A 26904-nucleotide genomic window follows, 5' to 3' on the forward strand; every position below is an offset into this window, starting at 1 on the left:
TGCCATGCTGCTGATCTCCGCCCTGGTCAGCGGCCTGGGCCTGGGCGCCATGTACGGCCTGATCGCGCTGGGCTTCCACATCACCTATGCGGTGTCGGGCACGGTCAACTTCGCGCAGGGCTCCTCGATGATGCTGGGCGCGGTGCTGACCTGGGTGTTCTCGCAGTCCATGGGCTGGCCCATGCCGCTGGCCCTGGCGGTGGCGCTGGCCGTTTGCGCGGTCTACGGCATGGTGGTCGAGCTGGTGGCGGTGCGGCCCTTCGTGCGGCGCGGCTCCAATGCCTGGCTGATGTCCACCGTGGCGCTGGGCATCGTGCTGGACAACCTGGTCATGCACGGCTTCGGCAAGGAGCCGCGCAGCCTGCCGTCGCCCTGGGCACAGACGCCGATGGTGCTGGGCGACACCGCCCTGGGCGTCTACCCGCTGCAGCTCGTGATCCCGGTGGTGGGCCTGGCGCTGGCTGGCGTGCTGCACTTCGTGGCGCGCCGCACGCGCTGGGGCGTGGCCGTGCTGGCCGTGCAGCAGAACCGCGATGCCGCGCGGCTCATGGGCATCCCGGTCAAGCACGTGGTGCTGCTGGCCTTCGCGCTGTCCACGCTGCTGGCGGGTGTGGCGGGCGCGCTGGTGGCGCCGCTGTTCAACGTGCATGCCGACATGGGCACGCTGTTCGGGCTCAAGGCGTTCGCGGTCGCCATCCTGGGCGGCATCGGCAGCGCCTGGGGCGTGATGCTGGCCGGCCTGGTGTTCGGCGCCGGCGAGGCGCTGGTCACGGCCACGCTGGGCTCGGGCTACACGCAGATCATGATGTTCTCGCTGGTGATCGTGGCGCTGGCGCTGCGGCCCGATGGCTTGTTCGGCCGTGCCGAGGTGAAGAAGGTATGAAGTCTCCCGTGTCGAAGCTTGGCTGGGGCGCCTGGCTGGTGCTGCTGGCCGCGGGCCTGACGATGGCCGCCACGCTGAACGGCTACTACGTCTACGTGCTCGCCAATGTGGCGCTGTTGGCCATCGTGGGCATCGGCATGAACGTGCTGCTGGGCCTGGCCGGGCAGGTGTCGTTCGGCCATGTGGGCTTCTATGCCATCGGCGCCTATGCGGTGGCGGTGCTGACGAGCAAGGCCGGCCTCTCGTTCTGGCTGGCCTGGCCCATCGGCGTGCTGCTGGCCGGCGCGGTCGGCCTGCTGCTGGCGGTTCCCGCGCTGCGCGTGAAGGGGCCGTACCTGGCCATGGTCACGATCGCCTTCGGCTTCATCGTCGAACACGGCGCCGTGGAATGGCGCGGACTGACGGGCGGGCAGAACGGCATCATGGGCATCGCCGCGCCGGCGGTGTGGGGCTTTCCCGCCGGCGAGCGCGGCGTGGCTGCGCTGGCAGTCGTCGCCTGCGCGCTGCTGGTGCTGCTCTACGCCTGGTTGGACCGCAGCGCCTGGGGCGCGGCGTTGCGTGCGGTGCGCGACAGCGAGGTGGCCAGCGAATCCGTCGCGATCTCGCCGGTGCGCGTGAAGGCCGTGGCCTTCGCGCTGTCGGCCGCGCTGGCGGGGCTGGCCGGCGGGCTGTTCGCGCCGCTGTCGGGCTTCGTCACACCGCAGACCTTCGGCATGCTGCAGTCCATCCTGTTCGTGCTGGTGGTCATGGTGGGCGGGGCGGGGGCCGTGGCCGGACCGCTGATCGGCGCGCTGGTGGTGGGGCTGCTGCCCGAGGTGCTGGCCGGGCTGGAGGACTGGCGGCTGCTGTTCTTCGGCGTGCTGCTGCTGGTCGTGCTCTGGGTCGCGCCGCTGGGCGTGGCGGGGCTGTTCGCGCGCTGGCGCCGCCAGCCCGCCGCGGCTGCGGCGCCGGTGGCGGCGCAGCCGCTGGCGCGCGGTGCCGCGCGCGGCGTGCTGCGCGTGCAGGGCCTGGGCCGCCAGTTCGGCGGCGTGCGCGCGGTGCACGACCTGAGCTTCGAGACCGTGGCCGGCGGCGTGACCAGCCTGATCGGCCCCAACGGTGCCGGCAAGACCACGGTGCTGAACATGCTGAGCGGCTTCTACCAGCCGAGCGCGGGCGGCTTCAGCCTGCAGGGCCAGGCCTTGCAGGGCCGCGCGGCCCACCGGCTGGCCCAAGCCGGCATCGCGCGCAGCTACCAGACCTCGCAACTGTTCAGCAGCCTGAGCGTGGAGGACAACGTGGCGCTGGGCCTGTGCCGCGGCCGCCTGGGCTCGCCGCTGGCGGCGCGGCGATTCCATGCGCCTGCGCTGCGCGAACGGGCGCGGGCGCTGCTCGCGCAGTGCGGCTATGGCGGGCCACCGCAGACGCCCGCGGCGGATCTCGCCCACGTGGACAAGCGCCTCGTGGAGATCGCCCGCGCGCTGGCCACCGATCCGCAGGTGCTGCTGCTCGACGAGCCGGCCGCCGGCCTCTCGCGCGAAGACAAGACGCGCTTGGCCGCGCTGCTGCGTGCGATCGCCGACAGCGGCATCGGCGTGGTGATCGTGGAACATGACATGGCGCTGGTGATGGACCTGTCCGACCGCATCGTCGTGCTCGACGCCGGCCAGCGCCTGGCCGACGGCACGCCGGCCATGGTGCGGGCCGACCCGGCCGTGCGGCGCGCCTACCTGGGCGAGGCCGGACTGCAGGGCGGCGTGGTGGCGCGGCCCGCAGCCGCCGCGAGCGAAGAGGTGCTGGGCATCGGCGCGTTGCAGACCGGTTACGGCGCAGAACCCGTGCTGCACGGCGTGGCACTCAGCGTGCGTGCCGGCCAGATGGCGGCGCTGCTGGGTGCCAACGGCGCCGGCAAGTCCACGCTGATGCGCTCGCTGGCCGGCCTGCACCGGCCGGTGGCGGGCGGCATCCACCTGGACGGCCGCGAACTGGCCGGCCTGGGCGCCGAGCAGATCGTGGCGCTGGGCCTGGTGCTGGTGCCCGAGGGGCGCCAGGTGTTCCCCGAGCTCAGCGTGCTGGACAACCTGCGCCTGGGCGCGTTCCTCAAGCCCGAGGGGCGCGAGGCGCGCGTGGAAGACATGCTGCAGCGCTTCCCGCGGCTGCGCGAACGGCTGCACCAGCGCGCCGGCCTGCTGTCGGGTGGCGAGCAGCAGATGCTGGCCATCGCGCGCGGCCTCATGGCGCAGCCCCGGGTGCTGCTGCTCGACGAGCCTTCACTGGGCCTGGCGCCCAAGGTCATCGAGGACCTGTTCGCCGCGCTCTCGCGCTTGCGCGACGAGCGCATGACGCTGCTGCTGGTGGACCAGATGGCCGGGCTGGCGCTGTCGCTGGCCGACCATGCCTACGTGCTGGAGTCGGGCCGCATCGTGGCCCAGGGCAGCGCGGCCGAATTGCAGGCCGACGGTGCGCTGATGCGGGCCTATCTCGGGGAGTAGGGCTCAGATCGCCTGGGTGGCACGGATGTGCTCCACATGCGCCAGCATGGAACGCTCAGCCACCGGCCACATCTTCTGCGGCACGTCGTCGTAGGCGATGGCCACCCAGTCGCGCATGCTGCCGGCCGGGATGGCGCGCATGGCCTTGAGCACCTTGGCCTCGCGCGCGAGGCGATGCGCCTTGAGTTTGGCGATGGCGCCCGGCGCGTCGCCCAGCACGTAGCCGTGGGCCGGCAGGATGGATTCGATGCCGAACGCGGCGCAGGCGGCGGCCAGCTTGTCCAGCGAAGCCAGGTACTGCCCCATGTCGCCGTCCGGCGGGTCCACCACGGTGGTGCTGCCGTTCAGCACATGGTCGCCACTGAAGAGCAGGGCATCTTCCTCCAGCACCAGGCAGACATGGTTGGCGGCGTGGCCGGGCGTGAAGACGGCCTGGAGCGTGTGCGTGAGGCCGTCGCCCTGCAGCACCAGGCGTTCGCCGTCTTCCATCTCGCGGTCGGGCGTGAACTGGCTGGCCGGGCGCGCGGTTGGCCGCGAGGCCAGGCCCAGCACCGGCGGGCGCGGGCGGCCAGCGCGCTCCACGCGCTCGGCCAGCGGTCGCGCGCCGGGCGAATGGTCGGCGTGGGAGTGCGTGCAGACGATGCTGCGGATGTCGCCGCCAGCGGCCGCAAACAGCCGGTCCAGGTGCGCTTCGTCCAAGGGTCCTGGGTCGATCGCGATGTAGCCGCTGGCCGCATCGCCGACCAGATAGCTGTTGGTGCCAGGGCCGGTCATCACGCCCGGGTTGCCGCAGGTCAGGCGCTGCACGTTGCGCAGCAGGGCCGTGGGCCGGTCGTGGCGCCAGTCCAGAGCGTGCAGCAGCTGGCCGTCGGGGCAGACCATGGCCAGTTCGCCGAAGGCCGTTTCGTGCTCCATGAAGCGGGCCTCGGCGCCATCCAGGAAGCCGGCGCGCGGGCAGGATGTCCACAGCGGCTGCTCGCCGGCGCAGGCGGCCAGCACGGCATCGACCGTGGCGTAGGCCTGCAGGCGCTGCAGGGTGCGGATGGTCGGGAAGATGATCTCGAACTGGCCGGCTGCATGCCGTGCCAGCGCATCGGCCGGGCGCACCCAGCAGGGCTCGAACTGCTCGGCTTCGTCCGCCACCGGTTCCTGGCCCGCGGGCATGCGCGCGACGAGGAAGGGCACGTCGAAGCGCTTGGGCAGGTCGCGGTCGGTGATCCAATGGGCCAGCACGTAGACCTGGTCGGCCGCGAGGCTCAGGCCCAGGGTGGCGCACTGCGGCAGCAGCGGTGCGTGGCGATCGAGCCGGGCCGCGTCGGCGGCATCCGCCCAGCGACCGTCGGCGCGGCGGGCGAGCAGCACGCCCAATTCCTCGAAGCTCTCGCGCACGGCCGCGATGGCCTGGGTCAGCCGCGCGTCGTCCTGCCCGGGCCGGCGGCTGGCCTGGGCGTGGGCCGCGTGGTCGGCCGCGTCGATGGCGCCGCCCGGGAACACGAAGGCGCCGGGCGCGAAGCTGGCCGTCAGCGAGCGCCGGGTCATGAGCACCTCGATGCCGGCCGGCGTGTCGCGCAGCAGCAGCACGGTGGCGGCGGGGCGCGGCACGACCGGGTCGCGCTGCGGGTGGAGCAGTTGGCTGGAGCGTGGCATGGCGCGGATTCTGCCGGCTGCCCCGCTTTGGTGCTCGGGGGACTGTCCCATAGGCTACAGGGTCGGCGCCCGCCCGCGATAATCCCGCCATGCGAATCCGATTCACCAAGATGCACGGGGCCGGCAACGACTTCGTGGTGCTGGACGAGACGCGCGGCCGGCTCGGGCTGCGCGCGGACCAGTACCGCTTTCTCGCCGACCGGCACTTCGGCGTGGGCGCCGACCAGATCCTGACCGTGCGGCCTTCCACCGGCCCCGGCGTGGACTTCGAGTACGTGATCCACAACGCCGACGGCGGCGAGGTCGAGCAGTGCGGCAACGGCGCGCGCTGCTTCTTCCAGTACGTGCGCGAGCATGGTCTGACCGACAAGGCCGCCTTGCGCGTGCACACGGCGGCCGGCGTGATCGCCCCGTCCATGGGGGCGGATGGCCGCGTGACGGTGGACATGGGTCCGCCCGTGTTCGAAGCCGCACAGGTGCCCTTCGACGCCGCCGGCCTGTCGCCGCAGGGCGCCAGTGCCGTCGGCCCCTGGAAATTGGCGCTGGGCACGGAGGCCGACAGCCCGACCGTGGAGCTGGCCGTGCTGTCCATGGGCAACCCGCACGCCGTGCAGCGCGTGGACGACGTGGACACGGCGCCCGTCGCAGAGCAGGGTCCGCTGGTCGAGCACCACCCGCGCTTTCCGAACCGCGTGAACGCCGGCTTCCTGCAGGTGCTGGACCGGCGCAACGTGAAGCTGCGCGTCCACGAGCGCGGTGCGGGCGAAACGCTGGCCTGCGGCACGGGCGCCTGCGCGGCCGTGGTGGGCGGCATCCAGCAGGGCTGGCTCGACAGCCCGGTCGACGTGCAGACACGCGGTGGCGTGCTGACCATCGCCTGGGAGGGCTTGGGCACTCCGGTGCGCATGACCGGCCCGGCGCAGACCGTCTTCGAAGGCGAAATCGACATTCCGGAATGAACCATCTCATGAACGCCAACAACCCGATCACCGAAGACGACATCGCCAACTTCCTGATCCACACGCCGGCCTTCTTCGAGCGCCACGCCGAGGTGCTGACGGCCGTGCAGATGACCAGCCCGCACGGCAACCGCGCCGTGAGCCTGCAGGAACGCCAGGCCGAGATGCTGCGCGAGAAGATCAAGGGCCTGGAGCACCGGATCATGGACATGATCCGCCACGGCAACGAGAACGTGCTGATCGCCGACAAGCTGCAGCGCTGGGCGCGCAGCCTGCTGCGCACGCGCGCGCCGGCGGAGCTGCCGCAGCGCATCGTGGCCGAGGTGCAGGCGCAGTTCGGCGTGCCGCAGGCGGCCCTCAAGGTCTGGGGCGTGACGGCGGACTACGCCGGCCACGGCTTCGCGCAGGGCGTGAGCGACGATGCCAAGAGCTTTGCCTCCTCGTTGACGGCGCCATTCTGCGGCGTCAACCCCGGCTTCGACGCCGTGCAATGGCTGCCCGAGCCGGCCCAGGCCATGTCGGTGGTGCTGATGCCGCTGCGCGTGGGCGAGCTCAACAGCACCGAGCCGGCCTTTGGCATGCTGGTGCTGGCCTCGCCCGATCCGCAGCGCTTCGAGTCCGGCATGGGCACGGACTTTCTCGAGCGCATCGCCGAACTGGCCAGCGCCGCGCTGTCGCGCCTGCAGTAAGCCAAGCGTCCATGGACGACGCCGCGCTGGTCGAGCGCTACCTCGAACACCAGCGCGTCGAGCGCCGCCTGGCCGCGCGCACGCTGGCGCTGTACCAGGCCGACCTGGCCAAGCTCCGGGCCCACGCCGAGGCCGTGCCCGTGGCGCTGGTGGCTGTGCACAACGCCCACATCCGCCGCTGGGTCGCCCAGATGCACGGCGGGGGCCGCAGCGGGCGCGGCATCGCGCTGATCCTGTCGGGCTGGCGCGGCTTTTACACCTGGCTGGGCCGCGAAGGCCTGGTCGCGGCCAACCCGGTGCAGGACGTGCGCGCGCCCAAGTCCGGCAAGCCGCTGCCCAAGGCGCTGGGCGTGGACGAGGCCGTGCAGCTGGCCGAGTTCAGCAGCGAGGCAGACGACCCTTGGCTGGAGGCGCGCGATGCCGCCATGGTCGAGCTGCTCTACGGCGCCGGTCTGCGCGTGGCCGAGTTGACCGGGCTGGACGTGCGCGCCAGCGGCACGGCGCGCGGCTGGATCGACCTGGATGCCGGTGAGGCCCATGTGCTGGGCAAGGGCAGCAAGCGGCGCAGCGTGCCCATCGGTGCGTCCGCCACCAGTGCCCTCAAGGCCTGGCTGGCCCTGCGCGGCGATGGCGCCACGCTGAACCCGGCCTTGTTCGTGGGCCGCCACGGCACGCGGCTGACCTCGCAATCGATCTGGCAGCGCCTGCGCCGGCGCAGCCAACTGGCCGGGCTGGCCACGCCCGTGCACCCCCACATGCTGCGGCACTCCTTCGCCAGCCATGTGCTGCAGTCCAGCGGCGACCTGCGTGCCGTACAGGAGTTGCTGGGCCACGCCAACATCAGCACCACCCAGGTCTACACGCGGCTGGACTTCCAGCACCTGGCCCGCGCCTACGACGCGGCGCATCCGCGCGCGCGCCGCAAGAGCGGCGGCTGAGGCGCCTTCAGGCGCCGGGCAACTGCTGCAGCACGCGGCCGTCGCCGACGAAGGCGTCGCCGACCATCATGCGAAAGGCCGTGCCCTGCGGCAACAGCGGCAGCGCCTTGTGCGGCGCCAGGAATTCGACCGCCGCCTCGCGCGGCTCACCGCGGCGGAAGGTTTCGCCGGGCGGCATCTGCCAGCGCATCTGGAAGCCCTGGTTGCCGACCACCAGCACGCAGCGGTGCTCGCCGGCCTGCACGGGGATGTCTTCTGCGGGAATCGCGGCCGGGCGCAGCGTGAACGTGACCAGCGCCTGCGGCTGGAAGGCCTGCCCTGGCGCGAAGCCTTCGGGCGGCGGTGGCGGCTTGCGCAGCAGCTTGCCGTAGACCCAGCCCAGGATGCTGCCGAGCACCGGCAGCCACAGCAGCATCAGGACAGTGCTGACATCGTGCACGGTGGAGCCGGGATCGGCCTGGTGCCGGACCAGGGCGGCGATGGCGGCCGTGCACAGCAGCAGCACGACGATCAGCCGGCGCCGGAATTGGATGGTGCTCATGCCCCCAGTATCGGCGGGTGCAGCAGCGACAATCCCGGCCAATGAAAGTCATCCGTCTCCGCGAGGGCAAGGAAAAGTCCTTGCTGCGCCGCCATCCCTGGGTGTTCGAATCGGCCATCGCCCGCGGCGGCGCCGATGCCGGCGAAACCGTGCGCGTGGAGGCGGCCGACGGCCGCTTCCTGGCCTGGGCCGCGTTCAGCCCGGCCTCGCGCATCCGCGCGCGCGCCTGGAGCTTCGAAGAGGGCCAGCGCATCGACGCGGCCTTTCTGCGCGAACGCCTGGCCCAGGCCATCGCGGCGCGCCAGCGCTTCGATGTCCGCAGCGACGGCGTGCGCCTGGTCCATGGTGAGGCCGACGGCCTGCCCGGCCTGGTGGTGGACCGCTACGGCGACACGCTGGTGGCCCAGTTCGGCGCCGCCGGCACCGAGCGCTGGAAGGCGCAACTGGCCGACGCACTGTGCGCGCTGACGGGCCTCATGCGCCTGTACGAGCGCTCGGACGCCAGCGTGCGCGGCCTCGAAGGCCTGCCCGAGGCCACCGGCTGGCTGCGCGGCGAGGGCGCGACCGAGCTGACCATCGCCGAGCACGACTGGAAGCTGACGCTGGACATCGCCACCGGCCACAAGACCGGCTTCTACCTGGACCAGCGCGACAGCCGCAAGCTGTTCGCCGACACCGTGGCCCGGCTCGGTAGCCAGCGCGTGCTGAACTGCTTTTGCTACACGGGTGGCTTCACGGTCGCGGCGCTGGCCGGCATGCGCGCGGCCGGCGTGACCGGGCACGTGACCTCCATCGATTCGTCCGGCCCGGCGCTGGCGCGTGTGCAGGCCCATGTGGCGCTGAACGGCTTTGCGGCCGACCAGTCCGAATGCCTGGACGCCGACGTGAACGCCTCGCTGCGCCGCTTCAAGGACGAGGGCCGGCGCTTCGACGCCATCGTGCTCGATCCGCCCAAGTTCGCGCCCACGGTGGCCCATGCCGAGCGCGCCGCGCGCGCCTACAAGGACATCAACCGCCTCGCGCTGGGCCTGCTGGAGCCCGGCGGCGTGCTGTTCACCTACTCCTGCTCGGGCGGCATCGCGCCCGACCTGTTCCACAAGATCGTGGCCGGCGCCGGCATCGACGCCGGCGTGGACGGCTACATCGTGCAGCGCACGGGCGCCGCGCCCGACCACCCGATGACCATCGAATTCCCCGAGGGCGACTACCTCAAGGGGCTGGTGGTCATGCGGCGCTGACCGGCAGCCGCCACGCAAGCTCTTTAAACTCCCCGCCTTTCGTCGTTAGCGAGACCCCCATGGCCCTGATTCCCGCCACCATCCTCACCGGCTTCCTCGGCTCGGGCAAGACCACGCTGCTCAAGCGCGTGCTGACCGAGGCCCATGGCCAGAAGATCGCCGTCGTCGAGAACGAGTTCGGCGAGGAGAACATCGACAACGAGATCCTGGTCTCCGAGCCCGGCGAGCAGATCATCCAGCTCAACAACGGCTGCGTGTGCTGCTCGATCCGCGAAGACCTGCGTTCCACGCTGGCCATGCTGGCCGAGAAGAAGCGCAAGGGCGAGCTCGACTTCGAGCGCGTGGTCATCGAAACCACCGGCCTGGCCGACCCCGGCCCGGTGGCGCAGACCTTCTTCATGGACGACGAGATCGCCGAGAGCTACCTGCTGGACTCCATCCTGACGCTGGTGGACGCCAAGCACGCCGCCGAGCAGCTCAACGAACGCCAGGAGGCGCGCCGTCAGGTCGGTTTCGCCGACCAGATCTTCATCAGCAAGACCGACCTCGTGGCCCAGGACGAGGTCGACGCGCTGGTCCATCGCTTGAAGCACATGAACCCGCGCGCGCCGCACAAGGCCGTGCATTTCGGCGAGGTGGCGCTGTCCGAGGTGTTCGACCTGCGCGGCTTCAACCTCAACGCCAAGCTGGACATCGACCCCGACTTCCTCAAGGAAGACGAGCACGACCATCACCACCACGACCATGAACACGGCGAGCACTGCGACCACCCCTCGCACGCGCATGAGCACGGCCATGGGCACCACCACCACACGGACGACGACGTCAAGAGCTTCGTCTTCCGCGCCGACCGCGCCTTCGACCCCGCCAAGCTGGAGGACTTTCTGGGTGCCGTGGTGAACATCTACGGCGCGCGCATGCTGCGCTACAAGGGCGTGCTGCACATGCAGGGCACCGAGCGCAAGGTCATCTTCCAGGGCGTGCACCAGCTCATGGGCAGCGACCTGGGGCCGGCCTGGGCCGAGGGCGAGGCGCGCACCAGCAAGATGGTGTTCATCGGCATCGATCTGCCCAAGGACATCTTCCTGCAGGGCCTGGAGCAGTGCCTGGTTTGAGGCCGGCGCCACAAAGTTTCGCGCTGGCGCGGAAAAGGCCCCTATTGCGGGTATAAACCGTGCCGACGTTGCGGGCGGTAGCTGGACCTGCCTGGTGCTGGAATCGCTGGCACCGGGTTCCGCCAACCCGCAAGGAGGCGCCGAGTGAAAGAACCATCCGCCAAGACCAAGGCTGCGGCCAAGCCGCAGGAGGCGCCTGCACCGGCCGCGCCCACGCCCGCCAAGAAGGCGGCCAAGGCGTCGGCACCCGCTGCGGAGCCCGCAGCGGCCCCCATGCCCGCCCGTGCCGGCAGGGCTTCGCGGCTCTCGCAAATCACCGTACCATCGATGGCCCCTGCGGTGGCCTCCACCGCCGCCAAAGCCAGTTTTCTGCAAGATATGTCGTCTCCCATGATCGCTCCGCCGCCCTCCGCCGCTGTGTCCAAGAAGGACCCCAAGCTGGCCAACAACTGGAAGACCAAGTCGGCCGAGGAACTGACCGACGCTGAAGTCCTGTCCATGCCGGATTCGGAGTACATGAACGAGAAGCAGCAGGCCTTCTTCCGCCTCAAGCTGGTCACGCTCAAGCAGGACATGCTCAACAACGCCGGTGAGACCACCGAGCACCTGCGCGAGGACACCGTGGTCGTGCCCGATCCGGCCGACCGCGCCACCATCGAGGAAGAGCACGCGCTGGAACTGCGCACGCGCGACCGCGAGCGCAAGCTGCTCAAGAAGATCGAGCAGTCCATCGCCCGCATCGACGCTGGCGACTACGGCTACTGCGACGAGACCGGCGAGCCCATCGGCGTTGGCCGCCTGCTGGCCCGCCCCACGGCCACGCTGTCGCTGGAAGCGCAGCAGCGCCGCGAGCTCAAGCAGAAGATGTTCGGCGACTGAGGTCCCGTTCCGCCTTTCGTTCCGCCACGCCCATGGCCCAAGACGCGCCACCGCCCGGCGGACTGCTGTCCAAGGTCGTCAAGTTCGTTCGCAACCCGATGGTCAACTGGTCCGAGCTGGACCAGCTGGACGAACGCGACAGCCAGTACAACAAGCATGTGCTCAAGGAGATGATCGAGCGCAAGCGCGCGAACGACTTCGTGCGCAAGCGTGAGTTCGACCAGCTGCGCAAGCTGCGCCAGCGCAGCGCCGTGGGCGCGTCCGCCACGCCGATGGCGCTGGACGATTCCGGTTTCTTCGACAGCAGCCGGCCATCCGCCCCCGGCCAGCGCGAAGGCACGCTCAAGAAGATCGACGAGATCGAGGCGCAGATGGTGCGCCAACCGTGGCAACCGCCGCGCGACGCTGCCGCCGCCGTGCCCCGGTTCTCGCCCACCGTCAATGCCGAGCCGCAGCCGGCCGAGGCCCGCGTCACCGACTTCGCGGCCACCGACATCCAGCCGCGCGAGGCCTTGCTGGCCGAGGCGCCGCCCGAAGACATGCTGCCGGATGTGGACTGGTCGCTGGGCGCTGGCGCCCAAGGCGGCGAGTTCGTGGCCGACCCCGGGCTGGAGGAGGCCGCGATCCGCTTCGCCAATGGCGACGACGCCGGTTGCGAGGCGGCACTGCTCGCGCTGGCCGAGGCGCAGACGCCGGTGCCCGTGGCCCTGCGCGCCTGGGCGGCCTTGTTCGACCTCTACCGTGCCACGGCGCAGCAGGGCCGCTTCGAGGCCATGGCCATCGACTTCACGGTGCGCCACCAGCGCCAGGCGCCGGCCTGGGCGGTGATCGGCGCGCCGGACCGCGCAATGCCGGCCGCCGGCGCCGCGCTCGCCTGGACGGCGCCGGCCTTGCTGGATGCGGCCCAGGTCACGGCGCTGGCCGTGCAGCTCGCCGAGTTCCGCGGCGACACCGTGCAGCTGGACTGGGGCGCTCTCGACGCGGTGCAACCGCCCGCGCTCGGGCCGCTGGCCGATCTGTTGTCCCGGCTGGCCGACCAGCCGCTGCGCCTGTCGGCGCGGGGCAGCCCGCGGCTGGAGCAGCTGCTGCGCCACCACACCGTGTCGGGGCAGCGCGCGCAGCCCGCCGCGTGGTGGCGGCTGCGCCTGGCCTGGTTGCGGCTGACGCAGCGGCCCGAGGAGTTCGACCTCGTCGCGCTCGACTACTGCATCACCTATGAGGTGGCGCCGCCGCCCTGGGAGGACGGGCGTTGCAGCCTGGCCGCGTCGGATGCTGCCGGCGCTCGCGGCCAGGCCGCAGCCAACGATGGGCCTGGGCCTGCCGTGCGGCTCGCTGGCGTGGTGACCGGCGACGCACTGGGCGCACTGGTTTCCATGGGTGCGCCGCCCACTGCCGGCCAGCCGCTGGTGGTGGATTGCGCGGACCTGGTGCGCATCGACTTCGCCGCCGCCGGCTCGGTGCTGAACTGGACCGCGGCCCAACAGGCCGCCGGGCAGCGGCTGGAGTTCCGCGGACTGCACCGGCTCGTGGCTGTCTTCTTCCATGTGATCGGCCTGGCCGACCACGCCACCCTCCTGCCGCGCAGCCACTGAAGCGGTCGCGCCCGGCCGGCGCTGCGCGCCAGCCGCTTGTTTTTCACGCATCCAACCCCAGGTCCATCCGATGGAGCAATTTCACGGTACCACCATCGTCAGCGTGCGCCGGTCCACACCCCAGGGCGTCCAGGTCGCCATCGGTGGTGACGGCCAGGTCACGCTGGGCAACATCGTCGTCAAGGGCTCGGCCCGCAAGGTGCGCAAGCTGCACCAGGGCAAGGTGCTGGCGGGCTTCGCCGGCGCCACCGCCGACGCCTTCACGCTGTTCGAGCGCTTCGAGGCCAAGCTCGAGAAGCACCAGGGCCAGTTGACGCGCGCGGCCATCGAGCTGACCAAGGACTGGCGCACGGACCGCGTGCTGCGCCGGCTCGAAGCCATGCTGGCCGTGGCCGACCACACGGCCTCGCTGATCATCACCGGCAACGGCGACGTGCTCGAACCCGAGCACGGCATCGTGGCCATCGGTTCGGGCGGCGCCTATGCGCAGTCGGCCGCCATCGCACTGCTGCAGAACACCGAGCTGTCGGCCGAGGACATCGTGCGCAAGTCGCTCGGCATCGCCGGCGAGATCTGCATCTACACCAACATGCACCACACGGTCGAGGTCCTGTAATCCCATGTCATCGATGACCCCGCAGGAGATCGTCTCCGAGCTCGACCGCCACATCGTCGGCCAGAAGGACGCCAAGCGCGCCGTGGCCATCGCGCTGCGCAACCGCTGGCGCCGCCAGCAGGTCGAGGAAAAGCTGCGCGTGGAGATCACGCCCAAGAACATCCTCATGATCGGCCCCACGGGCGTGGGCAAGACCGAGATCGCGCGCCGCCTGGCCAGGCTGGCCGATGCGCCCTTCATCAAGGTCGAGGCCACCAAGTTCACCGAGGTCGGCTATGTCGGCAAAGACGTGGATTCCATCATCCGCGACCTCGTCGACTCGGCCGTCAAGCAAACGCGCGAGCAGGCCATGCGCAAGATGCGCACGCGCGCCGAGGACGCCGCCGAGGAGCGCGTGCTCGACGTGCTGCTGCCGCCCGCGCGCCTGCCGGCCACCGACGCCTCCTTCGGCTTTTCCGCGAGCAGCCCGGCCGAAAAGCCGGTGGACAGCACGGCGCGCCAAGCCTTCCGCAAGAAGCTGCGCGAGCACCTGCTGGACGACAAGGAGATCGAGATCGACGTGGCCGATGCCAAGCAGGCGCTGGAGATCATGGGTCCGCCCGGCATGGAGGAAATGACCGAGCAGTTGCGCGGCATGTTCAGCCAGATGGGCCAGTCCAAGCGCAAGACGCGCAAGCTGCGCATCGGCGAGGCCATGAAGCTCCTGACCGAGGAGGAGGCGGCCAAGCTCGTCAACGAGGAAGAGATCAAGCTCGAGGCCGTGCACAACGCCGAGCAGAACGGCATCGTCTTCATCGACGAGATCGACAAGGTCACCTCGCGCAGCGAGGGCCAGGCCGGCGAGGTCTCGCGCCAGGGCGTGCAGCGCGACCTGCTGCCGCTGGTCGAAGGCACGGCCGTGACCACCAAGTACGGCGTGGTGCGCACCGACCACATCCTGTTCATCGCCTCGGGCGCCTTCCACCTGTCCAAGCCCAGCGACTTGATCCCCGAGCTGCAGGGCCGGTTCCCGATCCGCGTGGAGCTGCAGTCGCTGTCGGTGCAGGACTTCGAGGCCATCCTCACGCAGACCCACGCTTCGCTGGTGCGCCAGTACCAGGCGCTGCTGGCGACCGAGAACGTCACGCTGGAGTTCACGCCCGAGGGGGTCACGCGCCTGGCCCACATCGCCTACGAGGTCAACGAGCGCACCGAGAACATCGGCGCGCGGCGCCTGTCCACGGTGCTGGAGCGGCTGCTGGACGAGGTCAGCTTCGAGGCCACCAAGCTCGATGGACAGACCGTCGTCGTCGATGCCGCCTACGTCAATGCACGTCTCGACGCGCTGAGCCGGGACGAGGATCTGTCGCGCTATATTCTGTGAACCGCGTACCAGGCGTCACCTGTGTATGCAGCCAGTGGGTCGAAATCGCGAAGCTCAGCACGCACATTGAATATTCGTGCTAAGTGCTTCATTTTTAACGATTTTTACTCTTTTGCGGCGCTGCGTTTCTGCTAGCTAAGTCATTGATTTGATTACAAAAAGACGGGCCACCCATCGGGTGGCCCGCGCGTTTGGTGCTACAGTGGGAAAAGGTGCAGTTTTGTGGGGTGTCAGGGCTATTTCAGCCCAATTTTCCCCAGCACGAACCCAAGGTGGTGCGCGGTGTTTCAAGGGCCTTCGTCGCTCAGTCTCGATGCAAAGGGTCGGCTATCCATGCCGACCCGGTATCGGCCTGCGCTCGAATCGGAGGCTGGCGGCAAGGGCGCGTTGACCATCACCAGGCATCCGCACGGCTGCCTGATGGTCTATCCGCGACCCGAGTGGGAACTGTTCCGCGCCCAGATCGTCGCGTTGCCGGCCGAAGCCCACTGGTGGAAGCGCCTCTTTCTGGGCAACGCGATGGACGTCGACATGGACGCCAGCGGCCGCGTGCTGGTCGCACCCGAACTGCGCGAGGCGGTCGGCATCACCAAGGACACGGTGTTGCTGGGCATGGGCAACCACCTGGAGCTGTGGGACAAGGCGACCTACCAGGCCAAGGAAGCCGAGGCGCTGAAGGCGCCGCCGCCCGAAGCGTTCAAGGGCATCAACTTCTAAGGGCCGGCGGTGGAAACCTCATGGATTCACACCACCGTCTTGTTGAACGAAGCAGTCGAGGCTCTTTTCAACAAGCAGGCGCAGCCGGCACCGGGTGCGGCACGCACCTTCGTGGACGCGACCTTCGGCCGCGGCGGCCACAGCCGCCTCCTGCTGTCGCGGCTGGGCCCGGACGACCGGCTGGTCGCGTTCGACCGCGACCCGCAGGCCGTGGCGGCCGCGGCGCAGATCGCCGACCCGCGCTTTTCCATTCGGCACCAGGCCTTCCATGCCCTGGGCGAGCTGCCCGAGGCCAGCGTGGCCGGCGTGCTGATGGACCTGGGCGTCAGCTCGCCCCAGATCGACGATCCGGCGCGGGGCTTCAGCTTCCGCGCCGATGGGCCGCTGGACATGCGCATGGACACGACGCGCGGCGCTAGCGTGGCCGAGTGGCTTGCCACGGCCGACACCACAACCATCGCGGAGGTGATTCGTGACTATGGCGAAGAACGGTTTGCTGTTCCGATTGCAAAGGCGATTGTTGCTCGCCGACAAGAACGGGGCCCTGTTTCAACCACCGCCGAGCTGGCCCAACTCGTGGCTGGCGCGGTCAAAACCCGCGAGCCGGGCAAGGACCCTGCAACGCGCACATTTCAGGCTCTTCGGATTCACATCAACGCCGAGCTTGAAGAGCTGCAACAAGCGCTGAACGCGGCCCTGCGCGTGCTTGCGCCGGGCGGCCGGCTGGCGGTGATCAGCTTCCACTCGCTGGAAGACCGCATCGTCAAGCAGTTCGTCGCGCGCCACGCCAAGGAGACGGTGGACCGCCGCTCGCCCGACTGGATGCTGGGCAAGAGCGCGGCCATGCCGCTGAAGTCGCTGGGCCGCGTGATGCCCTCGGCGGCCGAGGTCGCCGCCAACCCGCGCGCGCGCAGTGCGGTCATGCGCGTGGCCGAGAGGACGGGCGCATGAGCGAAGCGAAGTTCTGCCGCCGGGCCGCCCCGAGGCGGAACGCGACCCCCTCGGGGGGCAGCGTAGTACACGCAGTGACAAGCGTGGGGGCCCTATGACCCGGCTCAACCTCGTGCTGCTGCTGGCCGTGATGGCCAGCGCCATGTACCTCGTGCGCACGCAGTACGAGTCGCGCAACCTCACAGTGCAGCTGGACCGCGAGACCCGGCTGGCGCGCCGGCTGGACGTGGAGTTCGATCGCCTGCAGGTCGAGCGCCGGGGCCAGGCCACGCCGCTGCGCGTGGAAAAGCTCGCCAAGGAGCAGCTGCAGATGCGCACCACCACGCCGGCCATCACGCAATACGTCAGTGCCAGCACCGGCGCCCTGATCCCGCTGCCCGCCGCCCCCGCGGCCTCGGCAGCGGCGGCGCCGCAACGTCCGGGAGCCCGGCGATGAGCCGCAACAGCCGTAGCGTGCGCTACACCTCCAGTCCGCTGCTCGCGGGCAAGACGCCGGTGTGGCGCAGCAAGTTCGTGGTGGCCGCGCTGGCCCTGGGCTTCGTCGGCCTGACCGCGCGCGCGGCCTACATCCAGGTCATCGAGAACGATTTCTTCCAGCGCCAGGGCAAGGTGCGCTTCATGCGCACGCTGGAGCTGCCGGCCAGCCGCGGCCGCGTGCTCGACCGCAACGGCCTGCTGCTCGCCGGCAGCGTGGTGGCCGCCAGCATCTGGGCCATTCCCGAGGAAGTGGACCGCGACCCGGCCAAGCTGCGCCAGCTGGCCAAGCTGCTGGACATGCCCATCGCCGACCTCAACAAGCGCCTGGAGGACGAGGACAAGACCTTCGTCTGGCTGCGCCGCCAGGTCGATGCGCCGATCGCGCAGCAGATCATGGCGCTCAAGATCAAGGGCGTGCACGAGCGGCCCGAGTACAAGCGCCACTACCCCGAAGGCGAGTCCTCGGCCCACGTGGTCGGCTTCACCAATGTCGAAGACCAGGGCCAGGAAGGTGTGGAACTGGCGTTCCAGCACGAGCTGCTGGGCAAGGCCGGTTCGCGCCGCGTGATCAAGGACCGGCTCGGCCGCGTGGTCGAGGACATCGGCGACGAGGTGCCGCCCGTGGACGGGCGCGACATCCAGCTGTCCATCGACAGCAAGGTGCAGTTCTTCGCCTACCAGAAGCTGCGCGACGCCGTGGCCCAGCACAAGGCCAAGGCCGGCAGCGTGGTGGTGCTCGATGCCGTCACGGGCGAGGTGCTGGCGCTGGCCAACTACCCCAGCTACGTGCCCGACCAGCGCCGCAACCTGACCGGCGAGCAGCTGCGCAACCGCGCCATCACCGACACCTTCGAGCCCGGCTCGACCATGAAGCCCATCACCGTGGCCATGGCGCTGGAGGCCGGCCGCGTCACGCCGCAGACCATCATCGAGACCAACCCGGGCCGCTTCCAGCTCGGTGGCTTCACGATCAGCGACACCCACAACTACGGCACGCTGACGGTCGAGGGCGTGATCCAGAAGTCCTCCAACGTCGGCGCGCTCAAGATCGCCCAGAAGATGACGCCGCACGAGATGTGGGACACCTTCACGGCGCTGGGCTACGGCCAGAAGCCGCAGGTGCAGTTCCCCGGTGCCGTCACGGGCCGGCTGCGCCCCTGGAAGAGCTGGAAGCCGGTCGAGCAGGCCACCATGGCCTACGGCTACGGCCTGTCGGCCTCGCTGTTCCAGATGGTGCAGTCGTACACGGCCTTCGCGCACGACGGCTCCATCATCCCCGTGACCATGCTCAAGCACAGCGAGCCGGCGGTCGGCACGCAGGTGTTCTCGGCCAAGAATGCGGCCGCTGTGCGCCACATGCTGCAGATGGCGGCCGGCCCCGGCGGCACGGGCCAGCTGGCGCAGACCGTGGGCTACTCGGTCGGCGGCAAGTCGGGCACGGCGCGCAAGCAGGCCGGCAAGGGCTACGCGGTGGGCAAGTACCGCGCCTGGTTCACGGGCATGGCGCCCATCGACAAGCCGCGCATCATCGTCGGCGTGATGGTGGACGAGCCCAGCAACGGCACCTTCTACGGCGGCACGGTGGCCGCCCCGGTGTTCAGCGAAGTGGTGCAGCAGACGCTGCGCATGATGGGCGTGCAGCCCGACATGGCCGTCAAGCCCCAGGTGGTCGCGACCACCGTGGAGGAGTCGTTCTGATGCCAGCACTGGCCAGCATCGCCACCGTCGCCGACTGCGCAGCCTGGCTGCGCAGCCGCGTCACGGGCGTGCTGCACACCGACAGCCGCCAGGTCGGCCCCGGCGACGGCTTCATCGCCTGGCCCGGCGCGGCCACGGACGGCCGGCGCTTCGTGCCGCAGGCGCTGGCCCAGGGCGCGGTGGCCTGCCTGGTCGAGCGCGCAGGCAGCGAAGCCTATGGCTTCGGTGGCGAAGCCGTGGCCGCGTTCGATGGCCTGAAGGCCGGCTCCGGCCCGATCGCTGCGGCCTACTATGAACAACCCTCGCAGGCGCTGGACCTGCTGGCCGTGACCGGCACCAACGGCAAGACCTCTACCGCCTGGTGGCTGGCCCAGGCACTCACGCAGGCGCAGCAGGCCGCCGGTGTGGAGCCGCGTGGCTGCGCCGTGGTCGGCACGCTGGGCACGGGCGTGCCGCCGGCCCTGGTGTCCACCGGCATGACCACGCCCGACCCGGTGCTGTTGCAGGCGCGGCTGCGCCAGTTCGTGGACACGGGCCTGGCGGCCTGCGCCATCGAGGCCTCGTCCATCGGCATCGCCGAGCGGCGGCTGGACGGCACGCGCATCCGCCTGGCCATCTTCACCAACTTCACGCAGGACCACCTGGATTACCACGGTTCCATGGCCGCCTACTGGCAGGCCAAGGCCGACCTGTTCGCCTGGCCCGGCCTGCAGGCCGCCGTCGTCAACGTGGACGACGGCCATGGCCGCGGCCTGGCCGACCGGCTGGCCGCCGGTGCGCTGGACCTGTGGACGGTCTCGGCCCAGGGCGCCGCACGCCTGGTGGCCACCGACATCGGCTACGCCGACGGTGGCCTGGCCTTCACGGTGCGCGAAGGCGGCGAGGCCGTCCACCTGGCCACGCCGCTGATCGGCCAGTACAACGTCAACAACCTGCTGGGCGTCATCGGCGCCCTGCGCGCGCTGGGCTTCGCGCTGGCGGACGCCGTCGCGGCCTGCACGGCGCTGCTGCCCGTGCCGGGCCGCATGGAGCGCATCGCGCTGGACGGCCAGCCCCTGGTGGCCATCGACTACGCCCACACCCCCGACGCGCTGGAGCAGGCGCTGCACGCGCTGCGCCCGCTGGCCGAGGCCCGCGGCGGCCGGCTCTGGTGCGTGTTCGGCTGCGGCGGCAACCGCGACGCCGGCAAGCGCCCGCTGATGGGCGCCGTGGCCGAGCGCACGGCCGACCGCGTCGTCGTGACCAGCGACAACCCCCGGCAGGAAACCCCGGAGAGCATCATCGAGCAGATTCTTGCGGGCCTTGCCCACCGTCGCGAGGCGCGGGTGCAGGCCGACCGCGCCCGCGCCATCGCCGAAACCCTGGCCCAGGCCGCCGCACACGATGTGGTGCTGCTGGCCGGCAAGGGGCATGAGACCACCCAGGAGATCGCCGGCGCCAAGCTGCCGTTCTCCGACCGCGCACAGGCCGAAGCCGCGCTGTCGGCCCGGGCCGGAGGTGTTGCATGCTGAGCCTGCACCAGGCCCTGGCCTGGATTCCCGGCGGCGCGTTGCAGGGTGACGGCGCCGTGCGCTGTGCCCGGGTGCACAGCGACACGCGCACGCTGGCGGCCGGCGACCTGTTCGTCGCGATCCGCGGCGAGCGCTTCGACGCCAACGACATGCTGGCGCAGGCCAAGGCGTCCGGCGCCACGGCCGCGCTGTGCCTGCGCGGCGCCAGCGGCGGCTTTGCCGTGCATGGCCTGCCCTGCATCGAGGTCGACGACACGGTCGCCGCACTGGGCGCGCTGGCGCGCGGCTGGCGCGCCCAGTTCACGCTGCCGCTGGTGGCGGTGACGGGCAGCAACGGCAAGACCACGGTCACGCAAATGGTCGCGGCCATCCTGCGCGCGGCGGTCGGAGAGGCCGCCTTCGCCACCCAGGGCAACTTCAACAACGACATCGGCCTGCCGCTCACGCTGCTGCGCCTGCGCGCCGGCCACCGGCTGGGCGTGGTCGAACTCGGCATGAACCATCCGGGCGAGATCGCGCTGCTTGGCGCCATCGCCCAGCCCACGGTGGCCGTGGTCAACAACGCGCAGCGCGAGCACATGGAGTTCATGGCCACCATCGAGGCCGTGGCGCGCGAGAACGGTTCCGTCATCGCCGCGTTGCCGCCGAGCGGCACCGTGGTGCTGCCAGCCGGCGATACCTACCTGCCGCTGTGGCGCGAGATGGCCGGCCAACGCCGCGTCATCACCTTCGGCCTGGACAGCGCGAGCGCCGAAGTCCGCGCCGACGAGCCGCGCTGGTCCGGCGGCGCCTGGCAGGTGCGCGTGCACACGCCGCAGGGCGGCTTCGCGCTGCGCCTGCGCATCGCCGGCCGCCACAACGTGCAGAACGCGCTGGCCGCCACGGCCTGCGCGCTGGCGGCCGGGGTGCCGATCGCCTCCATCGCCGCAGGCCTGGCGGCCTTCGAGCCGGTCAAGGGCCGTTCGCGCGCGCTGGCGCTGTCCGGCGGCCGCACGCTGGTGGACGACAGCTACAACGCCAATCCCGATTCCGTGGCCGCCGCGATCGCCGTGCTGGCCGCGCTGCCGGGCCCGCGCCTGCTGGTGTTGGGCGACATGGGCGAGGTCGGCGACGCCGGCCCGCAGTTCCATGCCGAAGCCGGCGCGCAGGCGCGTGCGGCCGGCATCGAGCACCTGCTCGCGCTGGGTGCGCAGAGCGCAGGCGCGGTCGCGGCCTTCGGCCCCGGAGCCGCACATTTCGACGACGCCCAGGCGCTCATCGCCGCGGTGCGCGCGCGCGCACCGCAGGTGGCCAGCGTGCTGGTCAAGGGCTCGCGCTTCATGAGGATGGAGCGTGTGGTCGAGGCACTGCAGCAGGAGGGTGCCCATGCTGCTTAGCCTGGCCCAATGGCTGCAGACGCTGTCGCCCGAACTGGGCTTCCTGCGCCTGTTCCAGTACATCACCTTCCGCGCCGTGATGGCCGCCATGACCGCGCTGGTCATCGGCATCGGCATGGGCCCGTTCGTGATCCGCAGGCTGCGCGAACTCAAGATCGGCCAGCCGATCCGCGGCTACGGCATCGAGGCGCACCTGGCCAAGAGCGGCACGCCGACCATGGGCGGCGTGCTGATCCTGCTGTCCATCGCGCTGTCCACGCTGCTCTGGTTCGATCTGTCCAACCGCTTCGTCTGGATCGTGATGCTGGTCACCTTCGGCTTCGGCGCGATCGGCTGGGTCGACGACTGGCGCAAGGTCGTCCGCAAGGACCCCGAGGGCATGCGCTCGCGCGAGAAATACCTGTGGCAGTCGCTGATTGGCCTGGTGGCCGCGGTCTACCTGGTGTTCTCGATCTCGGAGAACTCCAACCAGCGCGTGTTCGAGCTGTTCATGGCCTGGGTGCAGTCCGGCTTCGACCTGAGCCTGCCGCCCAAGGCCGGCCTGCAGGTGCCGTTCTTCAAGGAAGTCAGCTACCCGCTGGGCGTGTTGGGCTTCGTGGTGATGACTTACCTGGTCATCGTCGGCGCGTCCAACGCCGTGAACCTGACCGACGGGCTGGACGGCCTGGCCATCATGCCCGTCATCCTGGTCGGTGCAGCGCTGGGCCTGTTCTGCTACGTGACCGGCAACGCCGTGTTCGCCAAGTACCTGCTGCTGCCCAACATCCCGGGCGCGGGCGAACTCATGATCTTCTGCGCCGCCATGTCCGGCGCGGGCCTGGCCTTCCTGTGGTTCAACGCGCACCCGGCCCAGGTCTTCATGGGCGACGTGGGCGCGCTGGCGCTGGGCGGGGCGCTCGGCACCATCGCGGTCATCGTGCGCCAGGAGATCGTGCTGGCCATCATGGGAGGCATCTTCGTGGTCGAGGCGCTGTCCGTGATCATCCAGGTCAGCTGGTTCAAGTACACCAGGAAGAAGTACGGCCAGGGCCGGCGCATCCTCAAGATGGCGCCGCTGCACCACCACTTCGAGAAGAGCGGCTGGAAGGAGACGCAGGTCGTCGTGCGCTTCTGGATCGTGACCATGCTCTTGTGCCTGATCGGCCTGTCCACCTTGAAGCTGCGATGAAACACCTTCAAGACCTCTCCGTGCTGATCCTGGGCCTGGGCGCGTCCGGCCTGGCGATGGCGCGCTGGTGCGCCGCCCATGGTGCGCGCGTGACCGTGGCCGACACGCGCGAGGCGCCGCCGCAACTGGCCCAGTTGCAGGCCGAGTTGCCGCAGGTGCGTTTCGTCGCTGGCGCATTCGGCGCGGCCCTGGTCGAAGGCCAGGACGTGCGTGCCGTCTACCGCTCGCCCGGCCTGTCGCCCGCACAGCTGGCACCGGTGCTGGACGCCGCGCGCGCCATCGGCCTGTTCGTCGGCGGCGAACTCGACCTGTTCGCACAGGCGATCAAGGACCTGCGCGACGCAGAACTGCCCGCCGAGGCCGAAGATGCCCCGGAGCAGGAAGCGCAGGAGCCCGAGCAGGCGGAAGAACCCATCCACGCCGACCCGTCCGACGACACCGCGCCGTCCGAGTCGGCCCCGCCGCCGGCCGCGCCCGTGCTGTCCGACGACGACGACACCAGCCTGCCGCCCATCGCGCCGCCGCCCGTCGAGACCGGCTACCGTCCGGCCGTGCTGGCCATCACCGGCACCAACGGCAAGACCACCGTGACCTCGCTGACCGGCCAGCTCGTCGAGCGCGCCGGCAAGAGCGTGGCCGTGGCCGGCAACATCGGCCCCACGCTGCTGGACACGCTGGCCGCGCGTATCGCGGCCCAGGACCTGCCCGAGGTCTGGGTGCTGGAGCTGTCCAGCTTCCAACTGGACGCCTCCAGCCAGTTCGAGCCCACGGCCGCGACCGTGCTCAACCTCACGCAGGACCACCTGGACTGGCACGGCAGCATGGCCGCCTACGCCCAGGCCAAGGCCCGCATCTTCGGCGCGCGCACGCTGATGCTGCTCAACCGCGACGACGCCGAAGTCATGGCCATGCTGCCCAAGCCTGTGGTGGCCAAGGGCTCCAAGGCCAAGCCCGTGCAGCGCGACCACCAGAGCTTCGGCGCCGAACTGCCGCAGCGCCCGGGCGACTGGGGGCTGGAAGTCGTCAACGGCATCGCCTGGCTGGTGCGCGCACGCGAGAGCGATGGCTTGAAGCGCAAGCGCTCCGAGGCGCCCGAGGAACTGAGCCTGCAGCGCCTGATGCCGGCCGACGCGTTGCGCATCCGCGGCCGGCACAACGCCGTCAACGCGCTGGCCGCGCTGGCGCTGGCCCATTCCGCCGGCTGCGCGCTGGCGCCCATGCTCTACGGCCTGCGCGAATACCGCGGCGAGCCGCACCGCGTGGAGCCCATCGCCCTCGTCGAGGAGATCGAGTACTTCGACGACAGCAAGGGCACCAACGTGGGCGCCACCGTGGCCGCGCTGAACGGCCTGGGCGCCGAGCGCCGCGTGGTCGTGATCCTGGGCGGCGAAGGCAAGGGCCAGGACTTCGCGCCGCTGGCGCAGCCCGTGGCCGCCTTCGCGCGCGCCGTGGTGCTGATCGGCCGCGACGCGCCGCTGATCCGTGCCGCGCTGGCCGAGGCCGGCGTCGGTCTGCACGACGCATCCAGCATGGACGAGGCCGTGCGCCTGGCCACCGACCGCGCCCAACCCGGCGACGCCGTGCTGATGTCGCCGGCCTGTGCCAGCTTCGACATGTTCCGCAACTACGAACACCGCGCCGAGGTCTTCCGCGCCGCGGTGGGCGTGTTGGCCGACGCCGCTGGCGTGGCCATGGAAGGCTCCCTGTGAATCTGCCCTCGCTGCGCCTGCCCAACTGGTTCCGCGGCCTGCCGCAGGCCGCCGCCGACGCGTTGCCCGTGCGCCTGGGCCTGGGCGGCTACGCGCAGACGCGCGCCACACCCGTGCGCGTGCTGGGCTTCGACCAGACCCTGCTGTGGGTCTGCGTCGCGCTGCTGGCCTGGGGCCTGGTGATGGTGTATTCGGCCTCCATCGCGATGCCGGACAACCCGCGCTTCAAGAACTACACCCAGACCCACTTCCTGATCCGCCACGCGATCGCCATCGGCGTGGCCTTCGTCGCTGCGCTGCTGGCCTTCCAGGTGCCGATGCAGACCTGGGAGAAGTACTCCGGCTGGCTGTTCGTGTTCTCGGTCGCGTTGCTGGTGCTGGTGCTGGTGCCCTTCATCGGCAAGGGTGTGAACGGCGCGCGCCGCTGGATCTCCATCGGCATCATGAACTTCCAGCCGTCCGAGCTGGCCAAGCTCGCCGTGGTGTTCTATGCCGCGGCCTACATGGTCCGCAAGATGGAGGTGAAGGAGAACTTCTGGCGCGCCGTGCTGCCCATGGGCGTGGCCATCGCGCTGGTCGGCGTGCTGCTGCTGCTGGAGCCCGACATGGGCGCCTTCATGGTGATCGCCATCGTCGCCATGGGCATCCTGTTCCTGGGCGGCGTCAACGCGCGCATGTTCTTCCTGATCGCGGCCGTGCTGCTGACCGCCTTCAGCCTCATGATCCTGACCTCCGAGTGGCGGCGCGAGCGCATCTTCGCCTACCTCAACCCCTGGGACGAGAAGCACGCGCTGGGCAAGGGCTACCAGCTCTCGCATTCGCTGATCGCCATCGGCCGCGGCGAGATCTTTGGCGTGGGCCTGGGCGGCAGCGTGGAGAAGCTGCACTGGCTGCCCGAAGCCCATACCGACTTCCTGCTGGCCGTGATCGGCGAGGAGTTCGGCCTGGTCGGCGTGGTCTGCGTGATCGTGCTGTTCTTCTGGCTGATCCGCCGCATCATGCACATCGGCCGCCAGGCCATCGCGCTGGACCGCGTGTTCTCCGGCCTTGTGGCCCAGGGCATCGGCGTGTGGATGGGCTTCCAGGCCTTCATCAACATGGGCGTGAACCTGGGCGCGCTGCCCACCAAGGGGCTCACGCTGCCGCTCATGAGCTTCGGCGGTTCGGCCATCCTGCTCAATGTAGTGGCCATCGCGGTGGTGCTGCGGATCGACTACGAGAGCCGGCAACTCATGCACGGGGGCCGCGGCGGATGAGCCACTTGGTCGTCATGGCGGCGGGAACGGGCGGGCACGTGATGCCGGGCCTGGCGGTGGCGCGCGAGCTGCAATCGCGCGGCTGGACCGTCAGCTGGCTGGGCACGCGCACCGGCATGGAAAACCGCCTCGTGCCGCCCTCGGGCATCGCGCTGGACACGATCGGCTTCTCGGGCCTGCGTGGCAAGGGCCTCGTGCACACGCTGACCGGTGGCATGCGCATGCTGGGGGCGTTCTGGTCCTGCCTGCAGATCCTGCGCCGGCGCCGCGCCGATGTGGTGCTAGGCATGGGCGGCTACGTCTGCTTCCCAGGCGGGCTGATGGCGGCCGCGCTCGGCAAGCCGCTGGCGCTGGTCAATGCCGATGCGGCCCTGCTCATGAGCAACAAGGCGCTGCTGCCGGTGGCCGACTTTGTCGCCTTCGGCTTCGACGGGCCGGACGTGGCCCGCGTCAAGAAATCGCAGGTCACCGGCAACCCGGTGCGCCGCGAGATCGAGGCCCTGCCGGCGCCGGCCGAACGCTTTGCCGGCCGCAGTGGTCCGTTGCGCGTGCTGGTCGTCGGCGGCAGCCTGGGCGCGCGCGTGCTCAACGACTGCCTGCCCCAGGCGCTGGCAGCCATGGAGCCGGCGCAGCGCCCCCAGGTGCTGCACCAGTGCGGCCAGGGCAACGATGCAGCCGTGGCCCAGGCCTATGCCGCTGCCGGTGCCGGTGCCACGGCCCAGGCCGTGCCCTTCATCGAGGACATGGCCCAGGCCCTGGCCGATTGCGACGTGGTGGTCTGCCGCGCCGGTGCGATCACTGTCAGCGAACTCTGCGTGGCCGGTGTGGCGGCCGTGCTGGTGCCGTTGATCGTCAGCACCACGTCGCACCAGCGCGACAACGCGCAGTGGCTGGCCGGGCAGGGCGCCGGCATGCACCTGCCCCAAACCGAATTGACCCCGGGCCGGCTAGCGCAGCTGCTGGCCGGACTCTCGCGCGACGCACTGCAGGCCATGGCGGCCAAGGCGCGCGCATTGGCAAAACCCCAGGCGGCCGCACGTGTCGCCGACCAGATCGAAGCATTGGCCCGCCCATGAAGCACGCCATCCGTCATTCCATCCATTTCGTCGA

General features: G+C 70.5%; 23 protein-coding genes. 21 read left to right on the forward strand and 2 right to left on the reverse strand.

Annotated elements, in window-relative coordinates; genetic code table 11:
* Positions 1–4: 4 nt before the first annotated feature.
* Together ASF45_RS13715 and ASF45_RS13720 are read left to right on the forward strand one after the other, a co-directional pair.
* Entirely contained in the window at positions 5–883 is an 879-nt protein-coding gene (locus ASF45_RS13715; protein WP_056662959.1) for a branched-chain amino acid ABC transporter permease, read from the forward strand.
* The gene (locus ASF45_RS13720) at positions 880–3354 is read left to right on the forward strand and encodes a branched-chain amino acid ABC transporter ATP-binding protein/permease (RefSeq protein ID WP_056662962.1); all 2475 of its coding nucleotides are present in this window, start codon (positions 880–882) and stop codon (positions 3352–3354) included. The genes ASF45_RS13715 and ASF45_RS13720 overlap by 4 nt, the downstream gene beginning before the upstream one ends.
* 3 nt (positions 3355–3357) lie before the next feature.
* On the opposite strand, the gene ASF45_RS13725 is transcribed toward ASF45_RS13720, so the two are convergent.
* Complete coding sequence (locus ASF45_RS13725; protein ID WP_056662964.1) at positions 3358–5001, reverse strand: MBL fold metallo-hydrolase; 1644 nt, start codon at positions 4999–5001, stop codon at positions 3358–3360.
* An 89-nt stretch (positions 5002–5090) separates the two neighbouring features.
* On the opposite strand from ASF45_RS13725, the gene dapF reads away from it, so the two are divergent.
* The 3 genes from dapF to ASF45_RS13740 are packed head-to-tail and all read left to right on the forward strand — an operon-like array spanning position 5091 to position 7587.
* Positions 5091–5960: a diaminopimelate epimerase gene (dapF, locus tag ASF45_RS13730; protein WP_056662967.1), complete on the forward strand. Its 870-nt coding sequence runs from the start codon at positions 5091–5093 to the stop codon at positions 5958–5960.
* The gene (locus ASF45_RS13735; protein ID WP_056662970.1) at positions 5957–6649 is read left to right on the forward strand and encodes a DUF484 family protein; all 693 of its coding nucleotides are present in this window, start codon (positions 5957–5959) and stop codon (positions 6647–6649) included. Before dapF ends, ASF45_RS13735 begins: the two co-directional genes overlap by 4 nt.
* Before the next feature lie 11 nt (positions 6650–6660).
* Positions 6661–7587: a tyrosine recombinase XerC gene (locus tag ASF45_RS13740; protein ID WP_056662972.1), complete on the forward strand. Its 927-nt coding sequence runs from the start codon at positions 6661–6663 to the stop codon at positions 7585–7587.
* A 7-nt stretch (positions 7588–7594) separates the two neighbouring features.
* Here ASF45_RS13740 and ASF45_RS13745 read toward each other — a convergent pair whose 3' ends face one another.
* Positions 7595–8128 (reverse strand): hypothetical protein, encoded by a 534-nt coding sequence (locus tag ASF45_RS13745; protein WP_056662977.1) that lies wholly within the window; start codon positions 8126–8128, stop codon positions 7595–7597.
* Between the two features lie 41 nt (positions 8129–8169).
* Here ASF45_RS13745 and ASF45_RS13750 point away from each other — a divergent pair, with 41 nt between their 5' ends.
* The 16 genes from ASF45_RS13750 to murG all read left to right on the forward strand — a co-directional run bounded on the left by ASF45_RS13750 (position 8170) and on the right by murG (position 26870).
* Positions 8170–9366: a class I SAM-dependent rRNA methyltransferase gene (locus ASF45_RS13750; protein ID WP_056662981.1), complete on the forward strand. Its 1197-nt coding sequence runs from the start codon at positions 8170–8172 to the stop codon at positions 9364–9366.
* Positions 9367–9425: 59 nt separating this feature from the next.
* Entirely contained in the window at positions 9426–10481 is a 1056-nt protein-coding gene (locus ASF45_RS13755) for a GTP-binding protein (protein WP_056662984.1), read from the forward strand.
* A 144-nt stretch (positions 10482–10625) separates the two neighbouring features.
* The gene (dksA, locus tag ASF45_RS13760; protein WP_369802138.1) at positions 10626–11360 is read left to right on the forward strand and encodes an RNA polymerase-binding protein DksA; all 735 of its coding nucleotides are present in this window, start codon (positions 10626–10628) and stop codon (positions 11358–11360) included.
* 32 nt (positions 11361–11392) lie between these two features.
* Complete coding sequence (locus ASF45_RS13765) at positions 11393–12952, forward strand: STAS domain-containing protein (RefSeq protein WP_056662986.1); 1560 nt, start codon at positions 11393–11395, stop codon at positions 12950–12952.
* Positions 12953–13022: 70 nt separating this feature from the next.
* Positions 13023–13568, forward strand: a complete 546-nt coding sequence (hslV, locus tag ASF45_RS13770) for an ATP-dependent protease subunit HslV (protein ID WP_056662989.1) — start codon at positions 13023–13025, stop codon at positions 13566–13568.
* 4 nt (positions 13569–13572) lie between these two features.
* Positions 13573–14931 (forward strand): ATP-dependent protease ATPase subunit HslU, encoded by a 1359-nt coding sequence (gene hslU, locus ASF45_RS13775; RefSeq protein WP_056662992.1) that lies wholly within the window; start codon positions 13573–13575, stop codon positions 14929–14931.
* A 282-nt stretch (positions 14932–15213) separates the two neighbouring features.
* Entirely contained in the window at positions 15214–15648 is a 435-nt protein-coding gene (mraZ, locus tag ASF45_RS13780) for a division/cell wall cluster transcriptional repressor MraZ (RefSeq protein ID WP_056662994.1), read from the forward strand.
* 9 nt (positions 15649–15657) lie between these two features.
* A complete protein-coding gene (rsmH, locus tag ASF45_RS13785; protein ID WP_056662997.1) occupies positions 15658–16599 on the forward strand; it encodes a 16S rRNA (cytosine(1402)-N(4))-methyltransferase RsmH in 942 nt (313 codons plus the stop codon).
* A gap of 94 nt (positions 16600–16693) precedes the next feature.
* The gene (ftsL, locus tag ASF45_RS13790) at positions 16694–17035 is read left to right on the forward strand and encodes a cell division protein FtsL (protein WP_056662999.1); all 342 of its coding nucleotides are present in this window, start codon (positions 16694–16696) and stop codon (positions 17033–17035) included.
* A complete protein-coding gene (locus tag ASF45_RS13795) occupies positions 17032–18774 on the forward strand; it encodes a penicillin-binding protein 2 (RefSeq protein ID WP_056663002.1) in 1743 nt (580 codons plus the stop codon). Before ftsL ends, ASF45_RS13795 begins: the two co-directional genes overlap by 4 nt.
* Positions 18774–20285 carry a UDP-N-acetylmuramoyl-L-alanyl-D-glutamate--2,6-diaminopimelate ligase gene (locus ASF45_RS13800; RefSeq protein WP_056663005.1) on the forward strand — a complete coding sequence of 504 codons (1512 nt, stop codon included), beginning with the start codon at positions 18774–18776 and terminating at the stop codon, positions 20283–20285. Before ASF45_RS13795 ends, ASF45_RS13800 begins: the two co-directional genes overlap by 1 nt.
* Positions 20279–21661, forward strand: a complete 1383-nt coding sequence (gene murF, locus ASF45_RS13805; RefSeq protein WP_056663008.1) for a UDP-N-acetylmuramoyl-tripeptide--D-alanyl-D-alanine ligase — start codon at positions 20279–20281, stop codon at positions 21659–21661. Before ASF45_RS13800 ends, murF begins: the two co-directional genes overlap by 7 nt.
* Positions 21651–22829: a phospho-N-acetylmuramoyl-pentapeptide-transferase gene (mraY, locus tag ASF45_RS13810; RefSeq protein WP_056663012.1), complete on the forward strand. Its 1179-nt coding sequence runs from the start codon at positions 21651–21653 to the stop codon at positions 22827–22829. The genes murF and mraY overlap by 11 nt, the downstream gene beginning before the upstream one ends.
* Positions 22826–24538: a UDP-N-acetylmuramoyl-L-alanine--D-glutamate ligase gene (gene murD, locus ASF45_RS13815; RefSeq protein WP_056663014.1), complete on the forward strand. Its 1713-nt coding sequence runs from the start codon at positions 22826–22828 to the stop codon at positions 24536–24538. Before mraY ends, murD begins: the two co-directional genes overlap by 4 nt.
* Positions 24535–25794 carry a putative lipid II flippase FtsW gene (gene ftsW, locus ASF45_RS13820; RefSeq protein WP_056663016.1) on the forward strand — a complete coding sequence of 420 codons (1260 nt, stop codon included), beginning with the start codon at positions 24535–24537 and terminating at the stop codon, positions 25792–25794. The genes murD and ftsW overlap by 4 nt, the downstream gene beginning before the upstream one ends.
* Positions 25791–26870: an undecaprenyldiphospho-muramoylpentapeptide beta-N-acetylglucosaminyltransferase gene (gene murG, locus ASF45_RS13825; protein ID WP_056663018.1), complete on the forward strand. Its 1080-nt coding sequence runs from the start codon at positions 25791–25793 to the stop codon at positions 26868–26870. Before ftsW ends, murG begins: the two co-directional genes overlap by 4 nt.
* Positions 26871–26904: the final 34 nt, after the last annotated feature.

This window comes from Pseudorhodoferax sp. Leaf265, from assembly GCF_001422365.1.
In the GTDB taxonomy this organism is placed as follows: Bacteria; Pseudomonadota; Gammaproteobacteria; order Burkholderiales; family Burkholderiaceae_C; genus Pseudorhodoferax.

What these genes read in the sequence shown, in the direction of transcription:
- ASF45_RS13715 (WP_056662959.1), top strand. Translation starts at nt 5, where the DNA reads ATGCTGCTGATCTCCGCCCTGGTCAGCGGCCTGGGCCTGGGCGCCATG.
- ASF45_RS13720 (WP_056662962.1), top strand. Translation starts at nt 880, where the DNA reads ATGAAGTCTCCCGTGTCGAAGCTTGGCTGGGGCGCCTGGCTGGTGCTG.
- ASF45_RS13725 (WP_056662964.1), bottom strand. Translation starts at nt 5,001, where the DNA reads ATGCCACGCTCCAGCCAACTGCTCCACCCGCAGCGCGACCCGGTCGTG.
- dapF (WP_056662967.1), top strand. Translation starts at nt 5,091, where the DNA reads ATGCGAATCCGATTCACCAAGATGCACGGGGCCGGCAACGACTTCGTG.
- ASF45_RS13735 (WP_056662970.1), top strand. Translation starts at nt 5,957, where the DNA reads ATGAACCATCTCATGAACGCCAACAACCCGATCACCGAAGACGACATC.
- ASF45_RS13740 (WP_056662972.1), top strand. Translation starts at nt 6,661, where the DNA reads ATGGACGACGCCGCGCTGGTCGAGCGCTACCTCGAACACCAGCGCGTC.
- ASF45_RS13745 (WP_056662977.1), bottom strand. Translation starts at nt 8,128, where the DNA reads ATGAGCACCATCCAATTCCGGCGCCGGCTGATCGTCGTGCTGCTGCTG.
- ASF45_RS13750 (WP_056662981.1), top strand. Translation starts at nt 8,170, where the DNA reads ATGAAAGTCATCCGTCTCCGCGAGGGCAAGGAAAAGTCCTTGCTGCGC.
- ASF45_RS13755 (WP_056662984.1), top strand. Translation starts at nt 9,426, where the DNA reads ATGGCCCTGATTCCCGCCACCATCCTCACCGGCTTCCTCGGCTCGGGC.
- ASF45_RS13765 (WP_056662986.1), top strand. Translation starts at nt 11,393, where the DNA reads ATGGCCCAAGACGCGCCACCGCCCGGCGGACTGCTGTCCAAGGTCGTC.
- hslV (WP_056662989.1), top strand. Translation starts at nt 13,023, where the DNA reads ATGGAGCAATTTCACGGTACCACCATCGTCAGCGTGCGCCGGTCCACA.
- hslU (WP_056662992.1), top strand. Translation starts at nt 13,573, where the DNA reads ATGTCATCGATGACCCCGCAGGAGATCGTCTCCGAGCTCGACCGCCAC.
- ftsL (WP_056662999.1), top strand. Translation starts at nt 16,694, where the DNA reads ATGACCCGGCTCAACCTCGTGCTGCTGCTGGCCGTGATGGCCAGCGCC.
- ASF45_RS13795 (WP_056663002.1), top strand. Translation starts at nt 17,032, where the DNA reads ATGAGCCGCAACAGCCGTAGCGTGCGCTACACCTCCAGTCCGCTGCTC.
- ASF45_RS13800 (WP_056663005.1), top strand. Translation starts at nt 18,774, where the DNA reads ATGCCAGCACTGGCCAGCATCGCCACCGTCGCCGACTGCGCAGCCTGG.
- murF (WP_056663008.1), top strand. Translation starts at nt 20,279, where the DNA reads ATGCTGAGCCTGCACCAGGCCCTGGCCTGGATTCCCGGCGGCGCGTTG.
- mraY (WP_056663012.1), top strand. Translation starts at nt 21,651, where the DNA reads ATGCTGCTTAGCCTGGCCCAATGGCTGCAGACGCTGTCGCCCGAACTG.
- murD (WP_056663014.1), top strand. Translation starts at nt 22,826, where the DNA reads ATGAAACACCTTCAAGACCTCTCCGTGCTGATCCTGGGCCTGGGCGCG.
- murG (WP_056663018.1), top strand. Translation starts at nt 25,791, where the DNA reads ATGAGCCACTTGGTCGTCATGGCGGCGGGAACGGGCGGGCACGTGATG.